The sequence below is a fragment of the Paenibacillus sp. FSL H3-0333 genome, from assembly GCF_038002805.1.
GTDB lineage: Bacteria > Bacillota > Bacilli > Paenibacillales > Paenibacillaceae > Paenibacillus_AQ > Paenibacillus_AQ silagei.
This window is the reverse complement of the sequence record NZ_JBBODG010000001.1, coordinates 4473562-4499956: the sequence shown is the minus strand read 5'-3', so window position 1 is coordinate 4499956 and position 26395 is coordinate 4473562. Positions and strand designations below refer to the sequence as shown.

Annotated in this window: 18 protein-coding genes; 12 read left to right on the top strand and 6 right to left on the bottom strand. The window is 53.4% G+C overall.

Going from position 1 to position 26395, the window contains the following annotated elements; genetic code table 11:
* Window positions 1-50 precede the first annotated feature (50 nt).
* The 7 genes from MHH78_RS20190 (at window position 51) to MHH78_RS20160 (ending at window position 7754) form a co-directional block, all read left to right on the top strand.
* A complete protein-coding gene (locus tag MHH78_RS20190) occupies window positions 51-740 on the top strand; it encodes a response regulator transcription factor (protein WP_341168588.1) in 690 nt (229 codons plus the stop codon).
* Window positions 737-1855 carry a sensor histidine kinase gene (locus MHH78_RS20185; RefSeq protein ID WP_341168587.1) on the top strand — a complete coding sequence of 373 codons (1119 nt, stop codon included), beginning with the start codon at window positions 737-739 and terminating at the stop codon, window positions 1853-1855. Before MHH78_RS20190 ends, MHH78_RS20185 begins: the two co-directional genes overlap by 4 nt.
* A gap of 33 nt (window positions 1856-1888) precedes the next feature.
* Window positions 1889-4219, top strand: coding sequence for an ABC transporter permease (locus tag MHH78_RS20180; RefSeq protein WP_341168586.1), 2331 nt, complete (start codon window positions 1889-1891; stop codon window positions 4217-4219).
* A 3-nt stretch (window positions 4220-4222) separates the two neighbouring features.
* Window positions 4223-4981 (top strand): ABC transporter ATP-binding protein, encoded by a 759-nt coding sequence (locus MHH78_RS20175; RefSeq protein ID WP_341168585.1) that lies wholly within the window; start codon window positions 4223-4225, stop codon window positions 4979-4981.
* Window positions 4982-5100: 119 nt separating this feature from the next.
* The gene (locus MHH78_RS20170; RefSeq protein WP_341168584.1) at window positions 5101-6192 is read left to right on the top strand and encodes a PRK06851 family protein; all 1092 of its coding nucleotides are present in this window, start codon (window positions 5101-5103) and stop codon (window positions 6190-6192) included.
* 408 nt (window positions 6193-6600) lie between these two features.
* Window positions 6601-6777: a hypothetical protein gene (locus MHH78_RS20165; protein ID WP_341170352.1), complete on the top strand. Its 177-nt coding sequence runs from the start codon at window positions 6601-6603 to the stop codon at window positions 6775-6777.
* Between the two features lie 65 nt (window positions 6778-6842).
* On the top strand, window positions 6843-7754 hold the full coding sequence (locus MHH78_RS20160; protein ID WP_341168583.1) for a glycerophosphodiester phosphodiesterase: 912 nt from the start codon (window positions 6843-6845) through the stop codon (window positions 7752-7754).
* Between the two features lie 262 nt (window positions 7755-8016).
* Here the strand turns inward: MHH78_RS20160 and MHH78_RS20155 are convergent, their stop codons facing one another.
* Entirely contained in the window at window positions 8017-9195 is a 1179-nt protein-coding gene (locus tag MHH78_RS20155) for a serine hydrolase domain-containing protein (RefSeq protein WP_341168582.1), read from the bottom strand.
* Window positions 9196-9404: 209 nt separating this feature from the next.
* On the opposite strand from MHH78_RS20155, the gene MHH78_RS20150 reads away from it, so the two are divergent.
* Window positions 9405-12941 carry a glycosyl hydrolase 53 family protein gene (locus tag MHH78_RS20150; protein WP_341168581.1) on the top strand — a complete coding sequence of 1179 codons (3537 nt, stop codon included), beginning with the start codon at window positions 9405-9407 and terminating at the stop codon, window positions 12939-12941.
* A gap of 87 nt (window positions 12942-13028) precedes the next feature.
* Here the strand turns inward: MHH78_RS20150 and MHH78_RS20145 are convergent, their stop codons facing one another.
* Window positions 13029-13274 (bottom strand): hypothetical protein, encoded by a 246-nt coding sequence (locus MHH78_RS20145; protein ID WP_341168580.1) that lies wholly within the window; start codon window positions 13272-13274, stop codon window positions 13029-13031.
* A 42-nt stretch (window positions 13275-13316) separates the two neighbouring features.
* The gene (locus tag MHH78_RS20140; protein WP_076075471.1) at window positions 13317-14279 is read right to left on the bottom strand and encodes a helix-turn-helix transcriptional regulator; all 963 of its coding nucleotides are present in this window, start codon (window positions 14277-14279) and stop codon (window positions 13317-13319) included.
* A gap of 97 nt (window positions 14280-14376) precedes the next feature.
* Between MHH78_RS20140 and MHH78_RS20135 the strand changes: the two genes are divergently transcribed.
* Together MHH78_RS20135 and MHH78_RS20130 are read left to right on the top strand one after the other, a co-directional pair.
* The gene (locus MHH78_RS20135) at window positions 14377-14862 is read left to right on the top strand and encodes a GyrI-like domain-containing protein (protein WP_076075468.1); all 486 of its coding nucleotides are present in this window, start codon (window positions 14377-14379) and stop codon (window positions 14860-14862) included.
* 25 nt (window positions 14863-14887) lie between these two features.
* Complete coding sequence (locus MHH78_RS20130; RefSeq protein WP_076075466.1) at window positions 14888-15352, top strand: phage tail protein; 465 nt, start codon at window positions 14888-14890, stop codon at window positions 15350-15352.
* A gap of 116 nt (window positions 15353-15468) precedes the next feature.
* On the opposite strand, the gene MHH78_RS20125 is transcribed toward MHH78_RS20130, so the two are convergent.
* Together MHH78_RS20125 and MHH78_RS20120 are read right to left on the bottom strand one after the other, a co-directional pair.
* The gene (locus tag MHH78_RS20125; protein WP_341168579.1) at window positions 15469-16710 is read right to left on the bottom strand and encodes an MFS transporter; all 1242 of its coding nucleotides are present in this window, start codon (window positions 16708-16710) and stop codon (window positions 15469-15471) included.
* Window positions 16707-17543 carry a TrmB family transcriptional regulator gene (locus MHH78_RS20120; protein ID WP_341168578.1) on the bottom strand — a complete coding sequence of 279 codons (837 nt, stop codon included), beginning with the start codon at window positions 17541-17543 and terminating at the stop codon, window positions 16707-16709. Before MHH78_RS20120 ends, MHH78_RS20125 begins: the two co-directional genes overlap by 4 nt.
* Before the next feature lie 234 nt (window positions 17544-17777).
* On the opposite strand from MHH78_RS20120, the gene MHH78_RS20115 reads away from it, so the two are divergent.
* On the top strand, window positions 17778-18401 hold the full coding sequence (locus tag MHH78_RS20115; protein WP_341168577.1) for a lysozyme inhibitor LprI family protein: 624 nt from the start codon (window positions 17778-17780) through the stop codon (window positions 18399-18401).
* A 287-nt stretch (window positions 18402-18688) separates the two neighbouring features.
* Here MHH78_RS20115 and MHH78_RS20110 read toward each other — a convergent pair whose 3' ends face one another.
* Window positions 18689-19588, bottom strand: a complete 900-nt coding sequence (locus MHH78_RS20110) for a DUF1835 domain-containing protein (RefSeq protein WP_341168576.1) — start codon at window positions 19586-19588, stop codon at window positions 18689-18691.
* A gap of 259 nt (window positions 19589-19847) precedes the next feature.
* Here MHH78_RS20110 and MHH78_RS20105 point away from each other — a divergent pair, with 259 nt between their 5' ends.
* On the top strand, window positions 19848-26243 hold the full coding sequence (locus MHH78_RS20105) for a rhamnogalacturonan lyase family protein (protein ID WP_341168575.1): 6396 nt from the start codon (window positions 19848-19850) through the stop codon (window positions 26241-26243).
* Window positions 26244-26395 lie beyond the last annotated feature (152 nt).

Sequence of the window (26395 nt, the reverse complement as noted above, 5' to 3'; positions counted from 1 at the left end):
TCAACATAATGGACTTACAGCCCTGAGGGATGGGCGGGAGGAGAGGTGAAATGATGAACCAAACGATTCTGATTGTGGACGATGAGAAGGAGATCCGGGAGCTGTTGCGCCTGTATGTTGAAAAGGACGGATATATCGTGATCCAGGCCGGTAACGGTCGGGAAGCACTGAAGCAGGCTGAAGCAGCACGGATTGATCTGGCTGTCATCGACATTATGATGCCTGAGCTTGATGGCTATCAGCTAATTAAGGGCTTGAGAGAGCACAGCAATCTGCCTATTATCGTCGTTAGTGCCAAGACAGAGAATCACGAGAAAATTCTGGGGCTTGACCTTGGCGCGGATGATTATGTGACTAAGCCGTTTGACCCATTGGAGGTACTGGCACGAATTAAAGCCCAATTACGCCGCTATAGCGGTGGTGCAGCGGATTCCGCAGCGGATATGCTGATGGCAGGGGAGCTGTGTCTGGATATTTCTGCTTGCGGTCTATGCTGGGGCAGCGTGACAATTCACCTTACCGCAACAGAATTTAACATCATTAAGCTGTTTATGCAAAGCCCGGGTCGCGTATACACCAAGCAGCAGCTGTATGAAGCGGCCTGGCAGGAGACGGCTATCGTAGATGATAATACGGTGATGGTGGCCATCAGTAAGCTGCGCGCCAAGCTTCCGGGCGGCAGCAGGGTGTCCATTGGAACAGTGCGGGGATTAGGGTATCGGCTGGAGGTGCATCCATGAAGAACAAGCGCAGCTTCAGAAGAGTCATCATGCACAGATTCATAGGCTACACCTTCGGCATTGCGCTGACGCTCCTGGTTCTGGAGCTATTGTACGGTCTGTTGACATGGAAGAACGGGATGAACTTCGCGGAGCTGGCCTCTTCCCCGCTGGCCAAGGGAACGGAATCGCTTCAGATCACGCTGTCCGTGATCTGGATTCTTATTACAGCCGCCGTGTATTTTATAGGGATTGTCCTGTTCGGGCACGGGATCAACAGGAAGCTTATGGAGCCTGTAAGGAAGATGGAAGAAGGGTTCAAGGCGGTGACCTCGGGCCATTTGAATACCAGGCTGGATTTTGAGACGGAAACGGAATTTGGAGAAATGCGGGATGCGTTCAACTATATGGCCCAAAGGCTGAAGAATGCCGAAGAACAGCGGATGAGCATGGAGAATGAGCGGATGCAGCTGTTCTCGCATATTGCCCATGATCTGAGAACTCCCATGACTACGATTTCAGGCTATGCAGGGGCCTTGGCAGGCGGGTTGGTTGAGGAACCGGACAAACAGCGGGAATACCATCTGGCGATCCAAGCGAAATCGGGACAGATGAACCAATTGATTGACCAGCTGCTGGCCTACTCCAAACTGGGTGCGCCCGGTTACCAGTTGAACTTAACGATGGTTGACCTTGTGGAGTTGCTTCGGATATCTTGCGCTACTCTGTTTGGTGAAATCGAAAGTAAGCAAATGAACTTAGAGCTGCAATTACCGGACCATCCCGTGTTTTACATGTCAGACCCGCTGGAAATAAGCCGGGCTATCGGCAATCTGCTGACTAATGCAATCCGCCATAACCCGTCAGGCAGCCTGTTATTCGTAGGACTGGCGGATGAGCCCAGCCGGATTACAATCCATATTGCCGATAATGGAGCAGCGATCCCGGAGGCCATCACCGGAAATCTCTTCGATCCGTTTGTCTCCGGCGACACTTCAAGAACCACCAGCAGTGGAACTGGGCTAGGACTGGCTATTGTGTACAAGGTGATGGAACAGCATTCCGGGGGAGTTAGCGTAATAGACGCAGTCTCACCCTATACCAAGGAGTTCGTCCTCATTTTCCCCAAAGGTTAAACCTGTAAGGTCACAAATAGACGGAGGAGTGACATGTATCTAAAATTAATTAAAAATGATCTGCGCAAAAGCAAGCTGATTACCGGCACGATTATGGCGTTCATCCTCGTTGCCGCCATGCTAACCTCGCTCGCCGCATCGCTTACAGTGAATCTGTCCGGCGCGATCGATAACATGCTTCTATCGGCGAAGGCGCTCCATTTCATGCAGATGCATACAGGAAACGTTGATGTGGACCAGTTGCGGCGCTTCGCAGACACGAATGGAAGTGTTGAGGAATATCAGGTGCAGGAGTTCCTAAATATTGAGGGTGCAGAGATAGTGATCGGGAACGATTCGCTTGCAGGAAGCATTCAGGACAATGGTCTTTCCGTACAGGGCAAGAAATTCGACTATCTGCTGGACTTAAACGGCGGGGTGATTCATCCGGCAGACGGTGAAATCTATGTCCCTGTCTATTACAGGCAGGAAGGGAACGCAGCACTAGGAGATACATTGACGATCCACGGTATTTCCTTCCACGTTGCGGGGTTTTTGCGGGATTCGACTATGAACGCGGCACTGGTAAGCTCCAAAAAGTTCCTGGTCAGCCAGGCGGATTTCGAGAGGGTCCGTGAGTTCGGACAATTGGAGCACCTGATTGAATTCCGGCTGTCTGAGGGGGTTAACTATCCCGCTTTTGAGACAGCGTATCTGGATGCGGGTCTCCCGGCCAACGGTCCGCCTGCGATCACGTACAATCAGGTGAAGATGATTAACGGCATTACGGACGGCATTATGATTGCTGTGCTGGTGTTAATCGGCATGCTGGTCATTATCGTGGCCTTCTTATGTATCCGCTTTACGCTACTGGCAACGATCGAAGAGGATTACAAGGAAATAGGCGTACTGAAAGCCATCGGGATGCGGGTATCACAGATCAAGAAGCTGTACCTTGCGAAATACGGTGCGATCACGGGTGTAGCCTGCGTGCTGGGTTTTCTGGCTTCTCTGCCGCTCCAGATCCCTTTTATGCACAATATTCGTCTGTATATGGGTGATAGCGGGAGCCGGTTTCCCGGCTTGCTCAGCGGACTTGCGGGGGCGGTGCTCATCTTCGCGGTGGTCATGCTATATGTGAATGGTGTGCTGCGGCGCTTCCGCAACATCTCCCCGGCGCAGGCGGTGAGGTTCGGCGCATCGCGGGAATCCTCGAAACCGGGCAGAAGCTTCCGGCTGAGTTACAACAGGCTGTTCACCCGGAATATCTTTCTAGGCATCAAGGATGTGCTGTCCCGTAAGAAGCTGTATGTCACCATGACGATGGTGCTCGTCATCTCCTCATTCATTATGATTGTGCCGTACAATATCAGCAATACGATCTCTGCACCCGGTTTCATCACTAATATGGGTATGGGCATCAGTGACCTTAATATCGGAGTGCTGCGGACACAGGTGGAGGATGTCCCGGGGAAGGCGGCGGAGGTTGCAGCCAGGCTGGCGGAAGATAAGAACGTTGAGAAATATGCTATGTTCACCAGCCGGATGCTAGAGAGGAGAACGGATGACGGAACGCCAGAGAAGCTGCGGGTGACCTTCGGGGACTATTCCGCTTTTCCGGTTACGTACTCCAAAGGCCGTGCACCGCAAGCGGAAGCGGAGATCGCCGTCTCGGTACTGAATGCGGAAGACCTTGAAATGAATGTTGGGGATGAAATCGTTGTTATCGCTGACGGTACGGAAAAGCACCTGAAGGTGTGCGGAATTTACTCCGATGTCACGAATGGCGGGCGAACAGCTCAGGCAAATTTCAAGATGAATCACGGGGAGATTCTAAGCGCCTCAATTGCGGTTACGTTCCGTGACCGTCAGAGTGTTCAGGCGGCCATATCACAGTACCGGGAACAATTCCCCTTTGCCAAAATTACCGGGATCGACGAGACCATCGGGCAGATGCTTGGTCCTATGCGCAAGGCTATACAAAAGGCATCCATCGTCGCAACTCTGGCAACCGTCCTGCTCACACTACTGGTAACAACGCTATTCATGAAGTTACTGGTGGCGAAGGACCGTTATTGCATTGCCATCTTGAAATCCATAGGCTTAACTAGCAGGGATATTCGGAGGCAATATCTTACACGCTCCGTTACCGTGCTGGGGATGGGTGTCATCACCGGTACGCTATTGGCAAATACGCTCGGAGAGCTTGCCGGTGTGGCGATCGTGTCGTCCTTCGGCGCGTCAGCCTTCCATTTCGAGGTAAATCCGTGGTTTGTCTATCTTTTTTCGCCCCTGCTGATTGCAGGCTGTGTCGTTGCAGCTACCAGGTTAGGCAGTTCCGGCATCCAGGCTTTGCAAATTTCCGGGCATATCAAGGAGGATTAGCAGATGAACAGCATCATTACAGGTACCCATATTGTGAAAACTTACGGTAAGGGTGCAGAGCAAGCCATGGCATTGAATGGAGTAGACGTAGATATAACAGAAGGTGAATTTGTTGCCGTAATGGGGCCCTCAGGCTCAGGCAAAACCACACTGCTGTTCGCACTCAGCGGCATGGATGAGATTACTGAGGGAACCGTGAAATTTGGCGATACGGAACTAGCCGGGCTCCGGGAAAATGCGCTTGCCGATCTTCGCCGGACCCGCATGGGCTTTATTTTTCAACAGCCCACGATGCTGAGGAATCTGAATCTGCTGGATAATATCATGCTTCCCGCCGTGCAGGACGGCAAGAGGAATACAGTGGAACTCGTGCAAAAAGCGAGAGACCTAATGATCCAGACAGGCATTGCCGGGCTGGAAAACAGGGATACTACTGAGGTATCTGGCGGGCAGCTCCAGCGGGCCGGGATCTGCCGCGCACTAATCAATACGCCGGAGATTCTGTTTGCCGATGAGCCAACCGGTGCGCTGAACTCGAAGACCGCAGAGGAAATCATGGAGCTGCTGGCAGGCATCAACCAAGAGGGCACAGCCATCATGCTTGTGACCCATGATGCGAAAGTCGCCGCCAGGGCGGACAGGGTTCTTTTTACGAGGGACGGGAATATCGTTTCCGAACTTGTACTTCCAAAGTTCAGCGGCGGGGAGCTGGAAGCGAGAGGGGAGAAGGTGCTTGCACGGATGGCGGCTGCGGGCATTTAGTTTCAGCATCTTCACGTGGAATGGACGGAATTTCCGCCGCTGCTGGAACCTTACAAATACCTGACGCATATTGTATGGTTATAAGCCTATCAGGCTGCAACGGGAAAGGAAGTGGGTGTATGGCTGCGGGAATTTTAAGATATTTTGCAGACGGGAATACGGCTCTTGGCTACTTCAGTTTGTTCGAATCGAATCTTCAAGGACTCCGGCGGATATTCATCTTGAAAGGCGGTCCCGGTACAGGCAAATCCTCGCTGATGAAAGCAATCGGCGCGGAATGGGCGGAGCGGGGATATCCTATTGAGCTGATTCATTGTTCATCCGATAAGGATTCCATTGACGGGGTCATTATTCCGGCGCTTGGCGTGGGCATTGTTGACGGGACGGCGCCCCATGTGATCGAGCCCAAGGCTCCCGGAGCAGCCCGGGAATACGTGAACCTGGGGGAAGCGTGGGACTCGGCAGCGCTTATCGGTCAAAGGGAGATCATTGAGGAGCTTAACCGGAAGGCTGCGGATGCCTATGCGGCAGCGTACAGCAGATTTGCGGAGGCCTTGAGCATTCATGACGAATGGGAAAAGATGTACTTCGAGCATATGGACTTCGGCCAGGCGGATCAATTAACGGCCCGGATGCTGGAACAGTTGTTTGGCGAAGCGCAGCTTCAGAGGCATGCTGATGTGAAGCACCGGTTTTTGGGCGCAGCAACGCCGGCAGGATCGGTTGACTTTGTACCTAATTTGACCGAAGGACTATCCAGACGCTTCTTCCTCAAAGGCCGGGCCGGAACAGGCAAATCAACCATACTCCGCAAAATCGCTGCTGAGGCAGAGAAGAGGGGCTTTGATACGGAAATCTATCATTGCGGATTCGATCCCCACAGTCTGGATATGGTTATTGTGCGTGAGCTTGATTTTGCGGTCTTTGACAGCACCAGCCCGCATGAATATTATCCGGAGCGGGAAGGAGACGTAATCATCGATACGTATGAAGCTGTTATTGCACCGGGAACGGATGAGCGCCTCGCCGGACCGCTAGAGGAAATAAGCGCACAATATAAGGCCACAATGAAAACGGCAATAGCCGCTTTGGCAGAGGCCAAGGTGCACCGGGATGAATTAAAGGAAATTTATATTGCCGCGATGGATTTTAGCGTGGTGGATGCGGCCAGAAACCGGATATCTGCTGAACTGGATAGTATGCAGGCTTAGCGGTTACTATGATCTGTACCAGCCTTGGGGCTTACTCTGCGGAGGTATTTTCCATCCGTAGAGTAAGCCTTTTTCGGCCTGAAAAGCGAGCGTCTCCTCCTGCTCCGAATACCAAGCGAGAGGAGAGAGTGTGCTAGCCTGGATGGCGGCTGCGGGTATTTAGTTCAGGTACGAGAACAATGGATTGTTTACACCACATAGGTCTGATACGATAGATAGACTTGAGAATAATTGACCGGGCAGGGTCTGGGTTTGCAGGAAGGGGGATATCATGCAGATATACAGGAAAGTCCTGGCCTACATCACGTATAACGATAAGCTGCTTGTCTTCACGCACCGGGATGCGCCGAGGCCGGGGTTCAGGTCCCCGCAGGAACGGTAGAACCAGATGAGAGTGTAGAAGACGCGCTGTATAGAGAGATCGCGGAGGAATCAGGCATTGAGCAGCAGGAGTTGCGGCTGGTCAAGCATCTGAAGACATATCTCTACTACGCAGAACATAAACAGCAGCGGCATGAACGGCATGTATACTGGCTGGAATTCGTGCATGAGCCGCTGCCCGCCTGGGAGCGTTCACCGCAGTGACGATTACGCTTTCCAGTTCTTTTCTCTTGAGCTTTTTATAATCACACACAAATGGGGACAACAGCATGACGAAGATATTCAGACATAAGGGTTATTTTATCGGAGTGCACATTGTATTGTGTATTTCCTTGTTCTCCACACTGTACGCATATTCTCCGGTCATCCGGGTGAAGGTGAAGGAGATGATCGAGCCGGCGGACAAAGTCTATACGATTGCCCATCGCGGCGCATCCGGTTATGCTCCCGAGAACACGATACCGGCCTTCGAGCTGGCACGTGAGATGGGTGCCGACTCGATTGAGCTCGATATTCATTTGACCAAGGACCTGATTCCTGTTGTGATACATGACGAGACGGTTAACCGTACCACGAGCGGCAAAGGTTTTGTGAAAAATATGACCCTGGAGCAGATCAGGCAGCTCGATGCAGGCTCTTGGTTCAATCAGGACTACCCGATGTTCGCTAGAGATCTATACACAGGGCTTACCGTCCCAACGCTTGAAGAAGTATTCGAGACATTCGGCAAGGACATCAACTATATGATCGAAATCAAGGAGCCTGCATCGAAGTTCGGGATCGAAGCGATCCTGAATAATACGATATTGAAATATGATCTCGCCAAAAGGGTGTCCGTTCACTCCTTCAGCGCAGCCAGTCTGCGGAAGCTTCATGCGATTAACCCGGATATTCCGCTATACCAGCTGGTATGGAATGATTATGCGGCTACGAGGGTGACTCAGTCCTATCTGGATACCGTGAAGACCTATGCCGTAGGAATCAGCCCGAATTTCCAGGGAATCAGCGCCGCTTATGTAGCTCAGGTGAAGAGGGCGGGGCTCAAGATCATCCCGTACACGGTGAACTACCAGCTTAATATGGATAAAGCCTATTCTTGGGGAGTAGACGGAGTGCATACGAATTATCCCGACCGCTTCCTTGAAGTGATTGCCGCCAACAGGGCAAATGCCAAATGGTAGGAGTGGATCTCTCACATTTAGGTGGAAAAACGTATCTTAATTTGGACGTTTTTGAGCATTGGAGGGCATTAGGTGGAAAAATGCCATCTAATTTGGTGCATACCCTCTATTCTGAACTCTCCGTAGTATATTAAGTGCCCTTTTTCCAACTGTTCCCTGGAGAGGGCTGTTCTGTTCAGGAGCAAGTGGAGAAAATCCACCTGTTTCTGGAAATACCTAATTCTAGCTTCTCAAATTTAGTGAATCCATACTGCTTCGTCGCTTAAAATGCGCTTAACACGATATTCCGCAGCTTGCGTGTAATGGGCAGGGTACCGGAGTCCTTTCTCTGGATCATGAACAGGATGGTTAGGCGTTCCAGCGGACAATTGGCAAAATAAGCGCCCAGCCAGCCGTCCCAGCCGTATTCTCCCAGGCTGCCGAGCCCTCCGGCTTGACCCGGATCGGTCAGGATGCGCATCTGATTGCCGTAGCTGTAGCCTTGCAGCGAATGCCAGGGATTGAAGCCTTGCTGCTGCGGGCTGGTTAAGCTGGCCGAGGTCATAAACTGAACGGTGCGGGGCTTCAGCAGCTGCACCCCGTTCAAGCTGCCCTGATTGATCAGCATGGTGGTGAATTTGGCAGCATCCTCAATCGTCGAGACCAGCCCGGCTCCGCCTGCCTCGTAAGCTGCCTCCCGGTCCATATGATGATTAACGCCCAGAGGACTCTCCGAAAAGGGTATCAATCCGCCTTCACCATCATCCTGGTAGACAGAGGCCAGCCGCTCTCTCTTGTCTTCGGGCAGCCAAAAGCCGGTATCGTTCATTTGCAGCGGACCGAAGATCTCCTGCTGCAGGAATTCGCCGTACCGCATGCCGCTGACGACTTCAACTAATGCACCTAGAACATCCGCAGAGGTTCCATACTGCCAGGAGGTTCCCGGCTCGAAGGCCAGCGGGCCTTCTCCCAATCTGTTGGCGAATTCCAGTGTGCTCATCGGGTTGGTGCCAAGCAGGCGGCTGTTCAGTTCCTGGTACAGCGCCTCCGTATACTGACCCGCCAGGTCGTCGGCTCCGCCGTAGACCAGACCGGAGGTCATGTTCAGCAGGTCGTTAATATCAACCTCACGAGTTACGGGCACAAGCTCGCCGTTCTTTCCCACCTTCTGATTTTTAAATCCGGGTATGTACTGGCTGACCGGATCGAACAGGTCGATCTCCCCGCGCTCCAGGAGCAGCATAACGGCTGCGGCAGTAACCGGCTTCGTCATCGAGTAGAGGCGGAAGATCGAATCTCTGGACATTTTGCGTCCAGCTTCAATATCGGCATAGCCGTCTTCGTGATACCAGCTTTCTTGTCCGTTCTGAATCACCATGAAGTTCGCACCGGCGATTTCCTTATTGGCAATGCTTGCGCTCAGCGCTTTGGTGATTAGACGGGTAGTGTTTGAATCCAGCATCTCTAGGTCTCCTTTGGTATGATCCGTTATCTATATTCCAGGGTGAATAGCATTTCACATAGAGAATATTATACGTCTTTCAGAGTGAAATGTAAGCGCATTTCAGTGAAAAAATTGAATAAGTATGGGTTTTCGTTGTTTCGCTTAATTCAATGTTGCCTTTCCGGTCGTCTATACTAACGGAGAGACTATCACAGGGAGGTAATATTTTGAAACAGAGAACAAGATGGCTTGCAGCGGTTCTTACTTTTACAATGCTAATCATGTCGCTGACTGCACTTGGATTACCGGCACAAGCTGGAGCGGTTCCGATTCCGCAATCCTTCGCCAAGGGCGCAGATGTCAGCTGGCTGCCGCAAATGGAAGCTGAGGGCTACAAATTCTATAACGATCAGGGAGACGAAGAGGACCTGCTCCAGATTCTAAAAGATCACGGAATCGATTCGATACGCCTCCGGGCTTTCGTCAATCCATCCGATGATCCGATCAACGGCCATAACAGCACTGAAGAGATGGTTATGCTGGCCTCCCGTGTAAGCGCTCTCGGATTCAGGGTGATGGTTGATCTGCACTACAGTGATTCCTGGGCCGATCCCGGGAAGCAGGTTACTCCGGCCGCCTGGGCCAGTGATAATCTGGAGCAGCTCAAAGCACATGTCTCGGAGTATACCACAGAGGTGATGCAAGCGCTGAAGACTGCGGGGGTAACCCCCGAGTGGGTGCAGATTGGTAATGAGATTAATAACGGGATGATGCATCCGCTGGGCAGCTATAGCAATACTGCGAATCTGGTGGAATTGATCCAGGCGGGATCACATGCGGCCAAGGCTGTTTTTCCTGAGACCAAAATCATTATTCATAGAGCCAACGGGGCCGACACCGGTGTAGATCCGTTCTATGCAGGTCTGGTCGAGGCGGGTCTTAAGGACAGTGATTATGACATTATCGGGTTATCTTATTACCCGGATTCTATCTACACTTCTTCTATTAATGAACTATCCTCCAACATGAATCTTCTGGCTGCAAAATACGGAAAAGAGGTCATGGTCGTCGAGGTTGGCGGCGATGTGAGCAAGAATGTGGATAATGTATACAACATGCTAGTTGCTGTGCAGGATGGCGTGAAGGCTGTACCTGGAGGCCAGGGAACAGGTGTGTTCTATTGGGCACCCGAGGGAGTCTATTTCGGCTATGGGCTGTCTGCCTGGAACCCGGACGGGAAGCCTTCCTTCGCGATGGATGCTTTTATCGACGGTGCTTCGGCAATCAACCGGGTACCAGTTCAGTCGGTAAAAGTAGAGAAGCAGACCGCTGTCCTAGAAGTAGGCGGAACCGGCAGCGTTAAGGCAACGATCAGCCCGGCGAATGCAACCTATAAGGGGCTAACCTTCACCAGCTCTGATGAAGCCATCGTCAAGGTAGACAAGTATAAAGGAACCATCTCCGGGCTTGCTGCCGGGACCTCTACAGTAACAGCGGTTACGTATGACGGCGGATTTACAGATTCAACTGAGATCACAGTCTCGCCAAGCACAAGCTTCATTCAGAATCCAGGCTTCGAGGACGGGCTGAATAGTTGGACCGTAAGCGGCGATAGCGCGGCGGTCAATGTGGAGTCGGATGCCCATTCCGGTTCGGCTGCACTGCACTACTGGAGCTCAGGGGCTGCGGAATTCCAAATCTCCCAGACGGTCATCGGACTTGAAAATGGTACCTATCAGTTATCCGCTTGGGTCTCGGGCGGGGGAGGGGAAGAGACGGCAGAGATTTTTGCGGGCAATCAGAAGCAGCCGTTCGTCAACACAGGCTGGCAGCAATGGAGTAATCCAACCATCGATACCGTTGAAGTTACAGATGGAACGCTGACACTAGGCGCTAATCTGAAATACGCTGGAGACAAGTGGGGGAATATTGATGATTTCAAGCTTGTCAAAAAAGCCGGAGCCGTCAGCACCAATAATCTCACGGTGAACGGCGCTAAGTCCGACTGGTATCTGAGCGGCACTAAGCCCGCTACCTTCGGAGACAGCAATGCTTCAGGCGGCTTCGATTACGGGGATGACAAGCCGATTAACTTCAGCCTTACTCATGAAATGACCGGACTTGCGCCCGGAACCTATACCCTCCAGGCCAAAATCTTTGGGGACAAGGGTGAACCTTCTCCCGGTTCGGTAATGTATGTGATCTCCGAGGGGCAGACGTATTCGGTGCCGGTTACCTATTCAGGCAGCGCCTGGCTGAAGCCCCGGACTCTGACGCTAAAGCATGTGCACATAGGGGAAGACGGCAGCGCATCGCTGGGCTTCAAAGTCCTCACAGACTCGGATAATCATTACGGCTATCTGCAAGAGGTGACCTTCGTGCGTAATAGCACAACTACACCTGAGGTTCCTAGCGAACCAAGTGAACCGAGTGAACCGAGTGAACCAGTAACACCTCCAGTAACGGAGCCTGTAACACCCCCGGTAACAGAGCCAGTAACGCCTCCGGCAACGGAGCCGGTGACAAGTCCGGAAGAGAATCCTGCACCAAGTGCGGAAGCCAGCCCGGCACCAAGCCCGACTACGGCACCAGGAACAGGCTCCGGTTCAGGCTGGACCGCTCCGCTGGCAACAGCACAAGCTTCAGCTGCACCACAAGCTACGCCGCAGCCGGAGATTCTGACTGTAACTGAGCCGAAGGTGAACGCCCAGAACCAGATTGTGATTCCAATAGCTGAAGGGCAGAGCGAAGTAAGAATTCCCGCTGACGCTGCGGCCCTTAAGGGAATAGCCGCACTGAAGGTGGAAGGCAAGACAGTGGCTGTAGAGATTCCAGGCAAGGTTGCTCAGCAGCTTCAAGCGTTGGCAGGACAGCAGCAGAAGGGCTCGATGATGTCTATCCTGCTTGAGCCAAGGTCCCCAGAGCAGAAGGCAGCCTGGATACTTCAGGCTAATAAGAAGAGTGAAGCTGAACTGAGAACAGCCGGAGAAATGTTCAATCTCAGGCTGTCTGTGCTGAATCAGCAGGGAGTGAAGACTCCGCTGACCTCCTTCGCTGAACCTGTTACGCTTCGCTTGAAGGTTCAGGAGAACGGAAACCCGATGCTTGCAGGTGTCTATGCGGCCGCAGACGATGGAACGCTTGAATATGCAGGCGGAACCACAGAACAGTCCGTATTGACTTCACAGGTACGGCAATCCGGCAATTATGCTGTACTGGAGTATGACAAGAGCTTTGCAGATGTGAGTCCGGCGGATTGGGCCTACTCAGTGATTAAAGAGATGGCTGCCAAGCATATTATCGAGGGCGACCGGGAAGGACGCTTCGCACCGAAGAGAGAAGTGACCCGGGCCGAATTCGTTACGATGCTCGTCCGTGCCCTTGGGCTGAAGGAAGGCATGAGTTCGTTCGCTGACGTAGACAGCGGCAAGTGGTATTCGGGCGATGTCGCCGCCGCTTTTGCAGCCGGAATCGTCAAAGGGGACTCTAACGGCAAGTTCGCCCCCGAGTCGCGTATTTCGCGGCAAGAGATGGCAACGCTGCTTGTGAGAGCCTACGAGCTGCGCTCTGGAAGTAAGGCTCCGGCAGGTTCCTTGCCTGCTTTTGCCGATGCCGCCAAGATTGACAGCTGGGCTAAGGACGCCGTGAGTGCCGCCGGTTCACTGGGCTTCATCACGGGGACTCCGGACGGATTCCTCAAGCCCCAGGCCAATGCGACGCGCGCAGAGTGTGCGAAGGTATTGAGTTTGCTGCTTAATCTGTAAGCCGAAGGATTAGAGAGAAGTAGAAGTAGAGCAGCGATTCTCCTGGTTAGGGGGCGCTGCTCTTTTTACTGGCATGGGAAAGTTCGATTACGAAGGAGCCGGGCCGCATGTAGGTGAAGAACCGATCACATTGGGCAGCAGGAAGGCGAACGGGCGAAATGTAGTCGGAAAACCGATCACATTGGGCAGCAGGAAGAAGAACGGGCTAAATGTAGTCGGAAAACCGATCACAATGGGCAGCAGGAAGAAGAACGGGCGAAATGTAGTCGGAAAACCGATCACATCGGGCAGCAGGAAGGCGAACGGGCGAAATGTAGTCGGAAAACCGATCACAATGGGTCGCGGCGAACGCAACAGTAGGGGGCCGTGCGCTTCCTAAGTACAAAAAAGATCTACTCTAGCCTGCAGCTCCTCCCTTACTTCATCCGGCATTTCCTTCACCTTAAGGTCATCGCCCAGGAATAACAGCCAATTCGTGAACTCCTTCAGCTCCTCCGTGCGGTTCACCTCGACTTCCATTTTCAGGATAGCGGTAGTTTGGTAGGGGTTAGTATAGGACAGCGCCACCCTGAACGGGTGATATTTGCGGTATTGGGCAATGGCCCGGGGACCTAGCTCTAGGACAAGGTTGTTCTTCACTTGCTGCTTGCTAAGCTTCTCCTGAATTTTTTTCGCGCTTGGCCTGTTGGAGCCCGGGTAGGGGATGATATCAGTTAGCTGATCAACCGGGATGATCCGTTTCCTGGAGGCGTCCAGGTCGAAGCACTCGATGAGCCACAGGCTTTTCTCCTGGTAGAGACGTAAAAGATACACAGCATAAGAGATATCCTTCTGGTCTTCCCGGCAGGTAATTAGCAGATAACGGTCCGCCAGCAGGAGCCGGATCAGCTTGTCCAGCATAGGGTGGGGGAGATCGGACAGATCCAGCAGATCAGGATTGCCCGGGTGGGTGCCCTCGAACAGCAGGATCTGATTGAGAAGAACAAGCTCCTCCTGCTGATTCTCCGAGATGAGCCCCAGTAATTTCTCCGTCAGCGACTGGCGGCTCCTGAGATAAGGAAGCTGGCCGTTTCTTGTCGCCATGAAGGCAATGAACAGCGCTTTGACCTCGTTATCCGTGAACCGGACCACCGGAAGGATAGAGTTGCGCATAACGGAATACCCGCCATCCCGGCCCACCTCTGCAACCAGCGGCATCCCGAGCGCCTCGATCTCCCGGATATCCCGCTGGGCGGTCGAACGCGAAATATTGAATTCCCGCATGATTTCCGTCAGCGTAAAATGGGCACGATTGTTAATGTACCGCATGATGATGTTGATCCGTTCTACTTTTTTCATCGCGGCTCCTAAACAGGTTCATTTTTTGACATGGTTCAAGGTTATCATATACATAGCAGGTGAGGAACACAAATATGAATAAAGGCGGGATATAACAATGGCAGGGTATACTATTGCAGAGAAAGACAGCTTTACGGTGATTGGTCTGGGCGTTGATCTTAAGAGTGATTACACGGACTATGCCGGGATTTATAAGGAGAAGATGGATTTTTGGCAGGCGGTCAGTGAAGATGGCAGGCTCGACTTGTTAAAAGGGATTGCGGAGAATGACTATGTGTTTGTGGTGAACGAAGCGGTGAACGGCAAGATGATGCATTATGCCGGGGTAATGGCAGGTGCAGCCGCAAAGATTCCGCAGGAAGCCCGGGTGATTCAATTCCCGAAGGGGGAATACCTCGTAGTGGCAGGCGAAGGAGCGACAACGGAGGAATTAAGCAATACTTTGACGGGCTTGGCCTTCGGACAAGCTTTGCCGCAAGCAGAAGGATACGCCTACGTGGGCGGGCCGAATACCGCTGTGGAGATGGGCAGCCGGGACGGCTCGCTGTATGGCGAAATGTGGATTCCTGTCATAAGAAATTAAGTAACGTAATGGAGGATAACTAACGATGGCATACACAGTTGATTTCAAAGAGGTGTCTTTGCAAGGCCTGGAGTCGTCTCCGGTTGCTGAGGCGCTGGCGGGATTACGTGCGAATGAGGCGCGTTATTTCATGAACAAGTATAAGCATGAATTCACAGTCGTTCCGGCCAGTGAAAGCCAGGAGACGCTGAATTACGTGAACGGGATTCTGAGTAAGGAGCGGGGTCTTGAGTTTGCTGCTAAGCCACTCCAAACGTCGCAGTTCCAGGTGGAGAATATCCGGTTCGCCTACGTTTTCTATGAGGATGGTCTTGCGCTTAACGTAATGTACACGGTGGATGATCCCAAGAAGCGGGCGGTCGGCTTCAAGCTCTCAGAGGGGATGGAGATTCCGAAGGAGCTGGCCGACAAGTTCAAGTTCGCGCGGCAGAAATCGAAGCTGGCCGGTACGATTCGGGGTTCGTTTTTTGTGATTAAGGGAGAGTACTAATAAAAATCCCCACAAAGGGAAGTTAAGCTTCGGAGTCTATTCAGAACCTTTGCGGGGGCCCCAAAACCATATAGGTTCTTAAAGAGGGGCTGCCGGTTGGCAGCCCCTTGTATCGTTCAAATCTCCTCCGCAGTATACGTTTTCTGGGTGCGGAGGACCGGGAAGAACCGATACATCCAGAGCACGGTAATTATCAGGGTGCCCACTCCGCCGATCACGGTTGCGGGTACGGCCCCGACCAGCCCGGCCATGGTGCCGGACTCGAATTCTCCAAGCTGGTTCGAGGTGCCGATGAATAACGAATTCACTGCGTTCACCCGGCCCTGCATCTCCTGCGGCGTGTTGACCTGCACCAGTGTCGAGCGGATAACGACACTCACGACATCCGAGCCGCCGATCAGAACGAGCGCGAACAGGGACAGCCAGAAGCTGCGGGAGATGCCGAACAGCATCGTGGCCAGGGCGAAGACGACCAGCGAGGCGAACAGCATCCGGCCGATGGCCCGCTCGACCGAATAGCGGGTCAGGATGAGCGAGACGATGATCGCGCCTACCGCCGGGGCAGAGCGCAGCAAGCCAAGACCGAGCGAGTCGGTCTTCAGAATATCCTCGGCGAAGATCGGCAGGAGTGCCGTGGCCCCGCCAAGCAAGACAGCGAACAGGTCCAGCGAGATTGTACCCAGGATAATCTTGCGGGCGAAGACAAACTGCAGGCCGCTGAGGAAGGTGTCCATGCTGACTGCGTCCAGCTTTTTGACGAAATGAACAGTCTTGACGAAGAAAATCAGCACTGTCGATACCAGCAGCGCGGCAAGCGAGGCGATATAAGCAGCAGCCGTACCCCAGACCACGAGAACACCCCCGAGGGACGGGCCGACGATCATCGCCGTCTGCATCGCAGACGCGGACCAGGCCGCTGCCTTCGGCAACTGCTCGCGGTCCACGATATCGGGGACCAGCGCCGCCGAGGCCGGACTCTCGAAGGTACGGCACGCGCCAAGGACTGCTGCGGCTGCCAGCAGGTGGACTGCGCTGAGCCAGCCTTCGATGCTGCCGAGGACAAGCAGCAGCACGATGAGGCACTCTGTAAGCTGGCACAGGAACACAATGGTTCGGCGGTCATAGCGGTCTGCCGTCTGTCCGGCAGGCAATGTTAGCAGCAGCATGGGCAGGAATTGGGCCAGCCCGACCAGTCCAAGCTGATAGGCGCTGCCGGTCAGCGCATACATCTGCCAGCCAATCGCCACCGACAGCATCTGGAAGGCGCTGGTGGAGAAGATCCGCGCGATCCATAGGCGCAGGAACGAGCGGTTATGCAGTACAGATGAGCTTGGAGTATTCCTATCCGGTGTATTCAATGGGTGTCATCCTCCAAGCGATCAGGATCGGGTTCAGATGCGGGCTCCGGCTTTCGCCCGCGCATCTCAGGGTGATCCTGGAATATTAAGGCGTAATTCTTGCCGTAACGCGCCTCCAGCTCCGCGGCGAAATCCTGCTCTATGCGCATCATCACGACATCGTGATAATAAGACGTCTGAAGCACATCCAACACAGCCGGATGGTTGCTCTCCAGCGCCGAAGCCTGCGAATGGCGGGTGAAGCTGCCCAGAAGCGAGGTCTCCTTATCCAGCAGGAGCGAGAAGTTCCGGGCAGTCTTCGGCCCGCCTGCCGGTACGCTATGCACAATGACACGCGACAGCGCTGTAGGTATGTCACCTATCACCATCAGGTGGACGGCAATGCCCCGTTCTTCGGCGGCAAGCAGTGTGTCTTCTATCTGGTGCAAATCCTCAGCCCAAATATCTACCAGAATCTCCGTGCTGGCATTGGCAGCAAGCCGCTTGACCGCCAGATCCACCTGCGCGTCTCCCTTCCAGTTGCTGAAGAAGGGCGGTGCGGCAGGCAGGTGGGTCAGCTCGTTCTCCAGTAGGTGGGCGGTGCGCTCAAATTCTGCCTGAAGCAGCTTAACGACCTGCCGGACCGGAATTGCAGCGAAGGTCACCGGCTCGCCTTCGACTGTCCGGCAGACTCCTTTATCGACCAGACTGCGCAGCGCGGCGTATACATTGGACCGGGACACGGACACCTGCTTGGCGACCTCATAGCCCGAGGAGGGCGGCTGGCCGTGCAGCGCCAGGTAGCAGCGGGCTTCCAGATCGGATAAGCCGAGCTTGCGTAATGCTTCAATCATGGGTGAACCGCCTTTCTGTGAGAGTAAGTAATGCTTCGTTGTATGTAGAAGTATTTCAAAATACTACTCCGATCCTAAAGTACTGTCAAGCAGCAATATCCGGCCGTCCGCAGCACCGAGCGTCTCATAAAAATGATTACAGTCGGGTGAAATCAGGTAATAACTCTCAAGACGGCTTTAAAAGCCGATATGCAAGATAGTCTCGACTATAAACCAATGACAGGATGAGGACTTATGCGAAAAGCAATTCTGACTACCATGCTCATCTCCAGTCTGCTAATGGCTGGCTGCGGCAATAACGAGGCGGCAAATGGCGGTACAGCGGCTACTCCAGAGACAGGACAGGCAGCGACGGCAAGCCCGGAGGTTACACCCGAGGTCACGCCGGAACCGGCAGCTGAGGCTACCGCAGAGCCCGCACCGGAAGCTACGGCACAGGCACCAGCGCAGACGGCGGCACCGGAAGCCGCGCCGAAAGCCAGTGCGACGGCGGGGGAATCGCAGCGGCAGACGTATTTTGACAAGCTGGATAAGATTGAAGAAGGACTTAGCGATCTGAAGGCTCTGTCGGACAGCGGCGTCATGACTGATATGAAGGAGGCCGCCTCCAAGGAGCATGAGCGCTGGGACAAGGCGCTGAATGAAATCTACCAGGCGCTCAAGCAGCAGCTTCCCGAGGCTGATAAGGCAAAACTGAAAGAGGAGCAGCTAAGCTGGATTAAGGAACGCGATAAAGCAGCAGAGGAAGCTGCTGCCAAGTATAAAGGCGGAACGATGGAGGGGCTGGAATACGCGGCTACCTTGGCCTCAGTGACGAAGGAACGTTGTTATAAGCTGGTTGAGTTGTATATGAAGTAATCAAAGAGCGCAGTGACCCTCTCGTAAGGAGGGGCGCTGCGCTGTTTTTTTGACCATTTGTATGACTGAAGAATTGATAAGTGTATTCTGTACAATTAAAAACCGCAAAAAGGAGGGATTTCGTCTTCTAACTGTAGTCTGTACAACTAAATCTGCCCGAATGGCCTAGAATCAGTTGTAGAAAAAAGTTTAATTGTACGGAATGCAGTTAAGCGGATAATATGCGGTAAATTAGACGGTTTAGCTGTACATAATACATCTAAGCCCACTAATTTAAATCTATTCACTTAATCTGCAGATGCCCGCCTAAGCGAGAATTGATTCAAATCTTCTGAATCTCCGTGGGACAACAAGACTCCCCGGTTAATCATCTCCCGCATTCTATTTACTATAAATGAAGTGTCCACTAGCTGCCGTGAGACTTCTAACACCCGGATGAAGACACTCCCTGCGCTGACGTATCCCTTCCTGGCCTGATTCCGTTCTTGCTCCTGTTCCAGTTCAATAACGGACCTGAGAATCACCTCATCCATAGCGCTTTCATCACAGCTAATAATGGCGGCATCTTTCCATAGACGCAGCATTTGATTTTCCTCCGCCAGCCTGAGCCAATCCAATTCATATCTCCTTCTCTGATCAGATTGAAGAGGGAGGCCTTGACCATGGCTTTTTACGATATATAAGTAATCCTCACGATCGGTTCCGCCTATAAAATGGGGTGTGACCCCTTCTTTGCAATGAATCCCTGCTGAATGATAAAGCTCAGTCACATCAACCATATGCACCGGCTGTATGCGATCCCGCAACAGATGTAATACGAAACGCAGACCAGTCTGGTCATGCGCATTATCCGCCACCCAAATGACGATGATCTTATGGGGCGGGATGCTTTTCACTGTCTGTGACATGCGGACAAGCTGGTTCTCTTGGTGGCAATGCTGGCTGATGCTGTAATTCTCATCACGTTCCGCCACCCATTGATGCCTGTTCTGCATTCCCGTTAATGTGTCCAAGCCTGATAAGGGCCCAATTGAGAACAATTCATTAAAAGCAAGCACTTGGCTTGTCTCACGTTTACCGAGGGCACTGAACGCCACTTTTAGGGAACCTGCATCTGACATGCCAGAAATAATATGTACATATTCTTGTTCCATTCGTTCATTTGAAACTCCATGTGCCTTTGCCATAAACACCCTCCTAACCAAACATATTCACCATGATACCACATATTGGAATCTTGCTTGCCCTCATAAAAGTCGATTCTAGGCTGAAAGTGCTTTTTTTTGAGCAGAACGGATCCCTATTATTTGTTACGCTCCATATGAATGTTACCAGGAAAGGAGGCGGGGGCGCTCAAGCTCAAGCTGGAAGACAACTAGGAGAGCATCTGCACAAGTTTCCCCTGATTTCTAAATTGATTTTAGAATACTAGGAGGAGTTAAGCCCATGGGTAGAAAAAAGAGGTCTGTTCAGAAATCATTGCTCACATTCTTATTATCCTGTCTGCTGGTTTTACCGCTTGCTCTCCCGCCCGCACCGGCACATGCAGCTTCTACCGGAAATATTCCCGCCCGTCAGGCAGAATATCTGGACCGTGGGTTGGTGGCGGTTCTGACGGATGGCGGCGTGTTTGTGAGCTGGAGGTACTTGAATACGGATTCAGATGAAATCGCTTACAATGTCTATAAAAACGGTATGAGGGTGAATCCGGCTCCGATCGTAGACTCTACCAACTATGTGGATGCGACGGGGGCCGACAGCTCGCAATATCAGATTTCTACGATTGTTGCCGGGAAGGAGGAAATGCAGCCGGAGCGGGCGGCAGTGTGGCATAACTCTTATCTGCCGATTCCGCTGGATAAGCCTGCTGATGGCCGGACCAAAGACGGGGGGACGTATTCCTATTATGCCGGAGATGCCTCTGTTGGGGATCTGGACGGGGACGGGGAATATGAGATCGTTTTCTTGTGGAGTCCCAGCAATTCTAAGGATAATTCACAAGCCGGCTATACCGGGAACGTCTACATCGATGCGGTCAAAATGGACGGCACCAAGCTCTGGCGCATTGATCTTGGCGTGAACATCCGGGCCGGGGCGCACTATTCGCAGCTGATGGTGTATGACCTGGACGGCAACGGCAAAGCCGAGGTGGTGGTCAAAACGGCAGACGGCACCAAAGACGGTCAGGGTACAGTCATCGGTGACGGCACCAAGGATTACCGCAATGACGGCGGATATATCCTGGACGGGCCGGAATATCTGACGCTGTTCGACGGCCAGACCGGCGCTGCGGTGTCCACCGTTGACTATGACCCGCCAAGGGACAATGTCAGCTCTTGGGGAGACGGATACGGCAACCGCGTCGACCGTTTCCTGGCCGGGATTGCATATCTGGACGGCGTGAAGCCGAGCGTTGTGATGGCCCGTGGCTATTATACAAGAACAACGCTTACCGCCTACGACTACACGAATGGCGCATTGGTGAAGCGCTGGAACTTCGACACGAACGAAGCTGGCGCACAATATGAAGCACAGGGTAATCACAACCTCAGTGTGCTGGATGCAGACGGTGACGGCCGGGATGAGATCATGTACGGTGCGCTGGCGATTGACGATGACGGCACACTGCTCTACAGCACCGGGCTTGGTCATGGAGATGCGATGCATGCCGGGAAGCTCGATCCGAACCGGGAAGGGTATCAGGTTGTCAGTGTGCATGAGCATAAGGATGCTGCTTACGGGCTGGAGATGCGCGATGCCGCTACAGGAGAGATCCTCTGGGGACAATTCACCGGCAAAGACACCGGGCGGGGAATGTCAGCAGATATCGATCCGGAGCATCCCGGTTATGAGTCTTGGGCATCCACGATTGTGAATGGTCAGATGGACCCGTTATCCCGCGGCTATGCGGCTGACGGTGAGGTGATTTATGAACAGAATGAAGTGCCGCGAAGTGCGGATTTTGCGATCTGGTGGGACGGGGATCTTCAGCGGGAGCTGTTCGATCACGACTGGAACAACACTACCGCGCAAGGCATTCCGCTCATTTACAAGTGGGATTACCGGAATAAGCAGCTGCAGGAGATTTTTCGGGCGGCGGGTGCGCTAACCAATAATCATACCAAAGGTAACCCGGCCCTTCAGGCAGACCTCCTGGGCGATTGGCGTGAAGAGCTGCTGCTGCGCAGCGAAGACAGCACGGAGTATAGACTCTATACCACTACGATTCCTACAATCTACAGAATTCCGACGCTTATGCAAGATCCGGTGTACCGGCTGGGGATTGCCTGGCAGAACGTGGCGTACAACCAGCCGCCGCACACAGGCTTCTATCTGGGGACGGAGGCCACCGCTTTCCCCAAAGCCAATCTGACACTGACCGGTGCGCCGCAACCGTTGGAGCAGCTATACCACTTCGGGTTCGGTACGCAGCCGCCAGCTGGAACAACCTCTGTACAGGCTACGCCGTACACTGCGGGCACAGGATATGGATTCGAGAGCATCAGCGGAATCACCTTGGGTGCGGGCCACGCTTCTCTGCCGGAGAACACCAAGTTTGCGGTGGACCTGCCGGATGCCAATTACAAGGTGACGCTCAAGCTGGGCAGCGGAGACAGAGACTCAAGTGTAGGGGTCAAATCTGAATTTGTGCAAAAGCTGGCGCTCACTCAAATCCGTGCCGGCACACCACTGCTCTACTCCTATGACATTGCAGTGGTGGACGGCCAGTTAGAGTTTATTTTCTCCGGCACGGCTGCCGATGTGCAGGAGATCAAGATTGAGAAGTACCCGCAGAAGGTCCCGGGAAGCGGAACAACCATCTATATGGCTGGTGACTCGACGATGCAGTCCTACAGCGGAATGCAGGCTCCGCAGGAAGGATGGGGCCAGCAATTCAGTAAATACTTCAGCAGCGGAGTAACGGTCCAGAATGATGCCATCGGCGGCAGAAGCAGCAAGTCGTTTATGGTGGACGGCCGTCTGGATAGTATCCTGCAGCGGATCAGACCGGGCGATTATTTCTTCATCTCCTTCGGCCACAACGATGCCAGCGCGGGTATTCCTGACCGTTATGCCTCTCCGGCAGATTATGCAGCGTACTTGACCCGCTATGTGAACGGAGCGAAGCAGCGCGGGGCCACTCCGGTTCTGTTAACGCCGGTAGGACGCAGGGACTTCAATACGATCACTCAAGAATTCAACGTAAGCTTCCCTGAATATGTGAAGGCGGCGAAGGAAACGGCGTCCGCGCTGAACGTGACGCTGATTGATCTGAGCCAGCTCAGCATTGCGGAGTATAACCGTGTCGGCCTGGCCGCTACGGAGAAGCTTTTCCTGTATGCCAATCCTAGCGAATACCCGAAATACCCGAACGGGGTCAGCGATAATACCCATTTCAGCACGTATGGCGCACAGGTCATTGCCGGTCTGGTGGCGGGCGCAGTGAAGGAGATGAACCTCAGCATATCCCCGTTCGTGATTGATCCCGGTATTACCGAGCCGGAGCCAGAGCCGGAGATACAGCAATATGCGGAGAATTTCGAGGGCGATCCGGCCGCTGCACAATATTCGATGGTGAATGCTACTGGCATTGCCGGAACTATGGCGGGGACGGTTACAGAAGAGAACGGAAATAAGGTATTGTCTGTGACGGGTTCCGGCTCCGGCAACCGCGCCAAGGTATTCCGCCTGTTCGATGCGGTGAACGGCGACATTGTGAATGTCGATTTCAACTGGCATTCCGGCAACGTCAGCGCTGTCCCATCGGAGGGGCATTTAAGTCTGCAGGATGCCAGTGAGAATATTATTTTCACTCTGTTCACCAAGACTGGAGCGGCAAGTCCGAATACGAACATTCATTATTTCACCGGTCCGTATACACCTGACTATGGTACTGGCACCACTGCCATTCCAGGGGGCGGAACCGCTACGACTATTCCCAAGAATCAGTGGTTGAATGTCAAGCTGAAGATTGATTTTGCCGGAAAAACCCTTGATCTCACCTTGACCAGTCTCGCTAACCCAAGTGTCACCCAGACAATCCGTGATATTCCGCTGAGTCCTGGCGTCTATGCGAATAACGTCAGGGGCTTGCGGTTCCTGGGTACGCGAAAAGGAGGAGGAGGCACGCTGAACTGGACTACCCAGATCGACAACGTGAAAATGGAAGGCACCAAGCTGCCGGTGGCAGCAGGCGATATGGCGGCGTTGATTGCGCTGCATCAGGAAGTGAAGGCTATCGATCTCACATCCTACACGGAAGCTTCTGTAGCTGTGGTGCATAGAGCCTTGAACGCTGCCGAGGCGCTGATCGGGACAACAGCCTCGCAGGCGCAAATCGATCATGCTGTGAATATGCTTAAGGTTGCACGCGATTCACTGACCCGTGAGCCTGCTGGGGATATTAATGCGTATTCCTTTGATTTTGGCTCTGGCAGCGCAGCAGACGGCTATACGAAGGTGGATGCCAAACGGGCCTACGTGGAAGGGAACGCATACGGGTTCGCCGACACCGCGCTGGTCCAAGACGAGAACCGGGGAACCGGCAACCCGCTGACAGAGGACTTCACCCGTGTAAACGGGACCTCTTTCGTAGTGGAGATGAAGCCGGCGAATTACCGTGTAACGATGACCATCGGGGATACGAAAGAAGTGACCCAGACGGGTGTTACGGTGGAGCAAATGAACAAGCTGCCGGTCACTACCATCCCCTCAGGCCAATTCAAGGAAGTGACGTATGATATCGCCCTGATCAATGGTGTATTTAACTTCAGCTTCTCCGGCAGTACACCGAAGATCAATGCGCTGAAGATTGAGCGCCTCCCGGAGCAGGGAGCGGCCGATAAGCCAACTCTATATTTGGCGAGCGATTCCACCGTGGCCAATTATGCGGAGAGCTACCGTCCGCAGGCCGGATGGGGCGAGACGCTGGGCCGTTATTTTGACACAGAGAAGATCGGTATTGATAACAGGGCAGTCGGCGGCCTAAGCAGCAAAACCTTTCTGAACAGCGGATATCTCAATGATATTCTGCTCGGTATTCATGAAGGGGATTATCTGTTCATGCAGTGGTCGCATAATGATTCCACGCCGTCCCGGCCGGAACGTTATCTTACCCCGGAGCAGTTCAAGGTGTACTTGAAGGATTACATTAACGGTGCTGTGCAGAGAGGTGCGATTCCAGTACTGGTTACACCTGTGAACCGGCGGGATTTCAGCGGTGAGGTGCTGAACAAGAGCTTCCCGGCTTACGTGCAGGCGATGAAGGAAACGGCTCAGGAGACGGGGACGCTGCTGGTTGATCTGAATCAGGCAAGCTGGGAGTATTTTCAGGAGCTGGGCACAGAGGGCACCAAGTCCATCTTTATGTGGACGGGAACCACGGAGGACAACACCCATCTGCAGATGAACGGTGCGATTAAGGTCTCGGAGCTGGTTGCGGGGCTGGTGAAGGAGCTGAATATTCCGTTGTCCGCCTTAGTTACTCTGGAAGGAGAGCAAGGGGATCAGACCCCGCCGCATACGTCTGCGGCAGTGAAGGGAGCAGAGCAGAGCGGCTGGTACACATCGGCGGCAGAAGTGACGTTCACCGCGAGCGATGAGCAGTCCGGGGTTGACCAGACGTATTTCAAGGTGAACGGCGGGGAGCTTCAGGCCGGCAGCAAGCTGACGATAAGTGAGGAGGGCAAGCACACCCTGACCTATTGGAGTGTGGATAAAGCTGGCAACAAAGAGGCTGAGCAGACGCTGGATGTGGCGGTTGACCTCTCGCCTCCGGCGGTCATCATTCTGGGAGAGGCACAGTATACGATTGATCAGCAGGTGGAGATTAGTTACACGGCTTCCGATGCGGTGTCAGGTGTAGCAGATCTAAGCGGTGAGTTGCTGAATGCACCTGCGTATACACTTGAACCTGGTCTGCATAAAATAACGGCCACCGTCAGCGACCTTGCTGGCCGTGAGACTAGTGTAGACTTCAGCTACAGTATTTACGCTACGTTTGCGAGTCTGGCTGAATTGACCCGTGCTTTCGCGGCTGAATCGGCCGACCCCGGTGCAGCGGCGCTTGCAGAGCAACTGGTCGGTAAGCTAATGCAGGCGGAGCAAGCGGCGGGAGCGCGTGAAGGGGCGAAGGCCCGCTCGCTGCTTGCAGCATACAGCCAGGAGGTCAGCTCTGGGGCCGCTGCGGCTTTTACGATGGAACAAGGGAATGAGCTAACGAGATGGGCTGCCTGGATCAGTCAGGGAATACCGCTCGCGGACAGCGCTCCAGGTATGCCGGTGCTGTCAGATAATAACGGGCATGATACGGGGCTGCGGGACGGCGATTATGCGATTACGATGAATCTCTGGTGGGGCAATAATGGCTCCCGCTTCAAGCTCTATGAGAATGGCGAAAAGATTGAAGAAGGCGCTCTGACAGACCAGTCACCGTCCGCCCAGTCCGTGCAGATCGAAATTGCCGGAAGACCGAACGGGACTTACGTCTATACGCTGGAGCTCAGCAATCTGCATGGATCGGTGACGAGCGCACCCTTGACGGTGACGGTCACCGATGCCTCCCCAGGGCAAGCAGTATTATCGGGTGATAACTGGGACGGGGACGACAGCTATGCGGTGATGATGAATCTGTGGTGGGGGACGAATGCAACGGAATACCGGCTGTACGAGAATGGAGTATTGGTTGATACACAGACTCTACAGGCGCATACCCCGGATGCCCAATCCGCAGTCACTGCAATCTCCGGCAAAACCCCCGGAACCTATGAATACGAAGCTGTCTTGCGCAACGCAGCAGGCGAGACCAGATCTGCGAAGATGACAGTGACTGTAGGAAAGTGAGCGGCTGCTTGAAGACCGGATGATACGCTTGATCGTGTGAAATTTAGTGGAAAAGCCCGGGGAACCGGGCTTTTTTGTGCTTCGAGAGATACATCTCAAGGCTTGGTCTGAATGGGGATGGAGGAGAGGCGGGAGGAGCATTAGTGCCCCTG

Bases quoted from the DNA above. Each gene is read 5' to 3' on its own strand.
- MHH78_RS20190 (WP_341168588.1), top strand. From the start codon at position 51: ATGATGAACCAAACGATTCTGATTGTGGACGATGAGAAGGAGATCCGG.
- MHH78_RS20185 (WP_341168587.1), top strand. From the start codon at position 737: ATGAAGAACAAGCGCAGCTTCAGAAGAGTCATCATGCACAGATTCATA.
- MHH78_RS20180 (WP_341168586.1), top strand. From the start codon at position 1,889: ATGTATCTAAAATTAATTAAAAATGATCTGCGCAAAAGCAAGCTGATT.
- MHH78_RS20175 (WP_341168585.1), top strand. From the start codon at position 4,223: ATGAACAGCATCATTACAGGTACCCATATTGTGAAAACTTACGGTAAG.
- MHH78_RS20170 (WP_341168584.1), top strand. From the start codon at position 5,101: ATGGCTGCGGGAATTTTAAGATATTTTGCAGACGGGAATACGGCTCTT.
- MHH78_RS20160 (WP_341168583.1), top strand. From the start codon at position 6,843: ATGACGAAGATATTCAGACATAAGGGTTATTTTATCGGAGTGCACATT.
- MHH78_RS20155 (WP_341168582.1), bottom strand. From the start codon at position 9,195: ATGCTGGATTCAAACACTACCCGTCTAATCACCAAAGCGCTGAGCGCA.
- MHH78_RS20140 (WP_076075471.1), bottom strand. From the start codon at position 14,279: ATGAAAAAAGTAGAACGGATCAACATCATCATGCGGTACATTAACAAT.
- MHH78_RS20135 (WP_076075468.1), top strand. From the start codon at position 14,377: ATGGCAGGGTATACTATTGCAGAGAAAGACAGCTTTACGGTGATTGGT.
- MHH78_RS20130 (WP_076075466.1), top strand. From the start codon at position 14,888: ATGGCATACACAGTTGATTTCAAAGAGGTGTCTTTGCAAGGCCTGGAG.
- MHH78_RS20120 (WP_341168578.1), bottom strand. From the start codon at position 17,543: ATGATTGAAGCATTACGCAAGCTCGGCTTATCCGATCTGGAAGCCCGC.
- MHH78_RS20115 (WP_341168577.1), top strand. From the start codon at position 17,778: ATGCGAAAAGCAATTCTGACTACCATGCTCATCTCCAGTCTGCTAATG.
- MHH78_RS20110 (WP_341168576.1), bottom strand. From the start codon at position 19,588: ATGGCAAAGGCACATGGAGTTTCAAATGAACGAATGGAACAAGAATAT.
- MHH78_RS20105 (WP_341168575.1), top strand. From the start codon at position 19,848: ATGGGTAGAAAAAAGAGGTCTGTTCAGAAATCATTGCTCACATTCTTA.